This window comes from Hydrogenophaga sp. 70-12 (assembly GCF_001897365.1).
GTDB lineage: Bacteria > Pseudomonadota > Gammaproteobacteria > Burkholderiales > Burkholderiaceae_C > Hydrogenophaga > Hydrogenophaga borbori.
Map to the genome: position 1 here is coordinate 1 of NZ_MKSS01000150.1, position 2526 is coordinate 2526.

General features: G+C 72.0%; 3 protein-coding genes and 1 pseudogene. 1 reads left to right on the plus strand and 3 read right to left on the minus strand.

Translation table 11 applies throughout. From position 1 onward, the window contains the following. Window positions 1-230, plus strand: a pseudogene (locus tag BGO22_RS09185) (ArgP/LysG family DNA-binding transcriptional regulator); the annotation flags it as partial. A 56-nt stretch (window positions 231-286) separates the two neighbouring features. Here BGO22_RS09185 and BGO22_RS09190 read toward each other — a convergent pair. The 3 genes from BGO22_RS09190 to BGO22_RS09200 all read right to left on the minus strand — a co-directional run bounded on the left by BGO22_RS09190 (window position 287) and on the right by BGO22_RS09200 (window position 2524). Next, on the minus strand, window positions 287-709 hold the full coding sequence (locus BGO22_RS09190; protein WP_286850339.1) for a universal stress protein: 423 nt from the start codon (window positions 707-709) through the stop codon (window positions 287-289). A 79-nt stretch (window positions 710-788) separates the two neighbouring features. Beyond that, complete coding sequence (locus BGO22_RS09195; RefSeq protein WP_286850343.1) at window positions 789-1604, minus strand: metallophosphoesterase; 816 nt, start codon at window positions 1602-1604, stop codon at window positions 789-791. Then, the gene (locus tag BGO22_RS09200; RefSeq protein ID WP_286850341.1) at window positions 1604-2524 is read right to left on the minus strand and encodes a LysR family transcriptional regulator; all 921 of its coding nucleotides are present in this window, start codon (window positions 2522-2524) and stop codon (window positions 1604-1606) included. The genes BGO22_RS09195 and BGO22_RS09200 overlap by 1 nt, the downstream gene beginning before the upstream one ends. Window positions 2525-2526 lie beyond the last annotated feature (2 nt).

The window sequence follows — 2526 nt, forward strand, 5'->3', positions numbered from 1 at the left end:
CCAGCGAGGGGCAGGTGCGCGCGGTGCTGGCGGGCTGGGGCGTGAGTGTGGTGCCCTGGCTGCTGGTGCGCGAGCTTATCGAGCGCGGTGAGCTGGTGGACGTGGCGCCCAAGCACCGCCTGGGCGTGGCGCTGCACTGGCATTGCTGGAACCTCAGCTCCGATGTGCTCGACGCCCTGAGCGCGGCCCTGCGCGCGGCCGCCGCCCAGAGCCTGCGCCCACCGGCTTGAGGCGGGCGTGAAAAAGCCGCCCGAGGGCGGCTCCTTGGGATCGATCGCGCGGCGGATCAGCGCACGATCAGCACCGGCGCCGTGCAATGGGCCAGCACCTTGGTGGCCACCGAGCCCAGCACCAGGTTGCCCAGCGCGCCGTGGCCGTGCGAGCCCATGATGACCATGTCGAACTTGCCCGAGTTGGCCGTCTTGGCGATGACCTCGCCGGCCGAACCGGTCTTGTGCAGCAGCTTGGCCGTGATGCCGTGGCGCTGCAGGAATTTGTTCACCGGACCGGTGATCTTGGCCGCTTCTTCTTCGTAGTACTGGTTCGCCACGTCGGCGCCGACGGCGGCGCGCGCCCGCGGGGGCAGCGGCGACTGGACCGTGATCGCGCTGAAGTCGTTGTCGGCGCTGAACAGCTCGTCGTGGGTGGTCAGGTAGGCGAGCATCTTCTTGGTGTACTCACTGCCATCGACGGCCAGCAGGATCTTCATCGCGGTTCTCCTTGGGGTTCGCTGTGGTGATTGACGGGCCGAGTGTACGGGCCCCATCGGGCCGCGGCTTTGCGCCGGATCAAACGGGGCGGGTTTGCGGCGCCACGTCGACCAGGCAGACCGGATCGAAGGCGAGTTGTTCCTGCTTCTCGCGGTAGCCCAGGGGGTTGGCGCGGATGCGGCAGCGGCCCACGCGCACGTCGGTGGGGCAGTGCAGGTGGCCGTGCAGCCAGAGGTCGGCCATCGGGAGCAGGTCGTCGAGTGCGTTGCAGAAGCCGGCCGTGCCGGGCGTGAGGCCGTAGCGCGGGTCGGCGCTGTGCAGCGTGGGCGCGAAATGGGTGATGGCCACCGTGGGGCCGTCGAAGGGCCGGGCCAGTGCCTCGCGCAGCCAGGCCTGGCACTCCAGGCCGAGCTCGCGCATGGCGGCGGCGTCGAACAGGCGGCCGTGGCGCCGGCCGGCCATCTGGCGCAGGTAGTGGTCGGCGGCGCGAAAGGCTTTCTCGCGCTGCAGCAGCGGCTCGCTGCCGGGCGGGCGGATGGCGTCGTAGTCGCTCCACAGCGTGGTGCCGACGAAGCGCACGCCGCGCCAGACCCAGGTCTCGCGCTCCAGCCAGCGCAGGCCCAGGCGCTCGCAGGTGGCGCGCAGGGCGGCGTGGGCCTCGTCGACATCGAGCGCGTCGTACTCGTGGTTGCCCGGGAGGTAGAGCACCGGCACCGGCCAGTCGGCGAAGCGGCGCAGGCCCCAGTCGGGCTCGGGCATGGCGCTGCCGTCGCGCCGCCGCTGGTAGGAGCCCACGTCGCCGGCCAGCACCAGCAGGTCGGCGCCGGGGGCGGGTTGGGGCAGGAAATCGCGGTTGGCCTCGAGGTGCAGGTCGCTCAGCAACTGGATCTTCATCATGGGCCGATTGTGTCCGTGCTCTGCAGGCCGCTGCGCGCGGCCGAGCGGGACACCGCCTCGCGCAACCAGCGGTGGGCGGCGTCGTGCTGGCGCTGGCGGTGCCACAGCGTGTCCACGTGCACCTCGGGCACGGCCAGCGGCAGCTCGCTGATGGCCAGTTCATCCTCCATGCCGGTGGCCGACAGGAAGTGGCGCGGCAGCACGGTGAGCAGGTCGGTGGTGGCCACCACGCGTCCGGCGGTGAAGAACTGGTTGACCGTGATCACCACCCGGCGCTGGCGCGAGCGCGCGGCCAGGGCCTCGTCGACGAAGCCGAAGGGCCGGCCCGAGAAGCTGACCAGCAGGTGGCGCGCGGCGCAGTAGGTGTCCAGCGACAGCGGCTGGCCGGCCAGCGGGTGGCCGCGGCGCATGACCACCACGTAGTCGCCGTCGTACAGGCGTTCGAAGGCGAAGCGCGGCAGTTCGTCCTGCTGCTGCCGCGCGCCGAGCTCGGCGATGACGGCGGGGAAGTGCCCGATCGCCAGGTCCACCGCGCCGCTTTCCAGCAACTCGCGCGGGTCGCGCGTGGTCAGGGGCAGCACGCGCAGGTTCACGCCCGGCGCCTCGCGTTCGAAGATGTCGATCAGGCTGGGGATCAGCTTGGCCGAGGTGGCGTCGGCCATGGCGAGCTGAAAGGTGCTGGTGGCCGCGGCGGGGTCGAAGGCGCCGGGTGCCAGCGCGCCGCGCAGCAGGTTCAGGGCCTCGCGCACCGCTGGCCACAGGGCCAGGGCGGTGGGGGTGGGTTCGACGCCGAAGCCCGCCCGCCGCACCAGCTCGTCGCCCAGCAGCTCGCGCAGGCGGCGCAGGGCGTTGCTCACCGCCGGTTGCGTCATGGCCAGGTTGTGCGCCGCCCGGGTCAGGTTGCGCTCGGCCATCACCT

Bases quoted from the DNA above. Each gene is read 5' to 3' on its own strand.
- BGO22_RS09190 (WP_286850339.1), bottom strand. From the start codon at position 709: ATGAAGATCCTGCTGGCCGTCGATGGCAGTGAGTACACCAAGAAGATG.
- BGO22_RS09195 (WP_286850343.1), bottom strand. From the start codon at position 1,604: ATGAAGATCCAGTTGCTGAGCGACCTGCACCTCGAGGCCAACCGCGAT.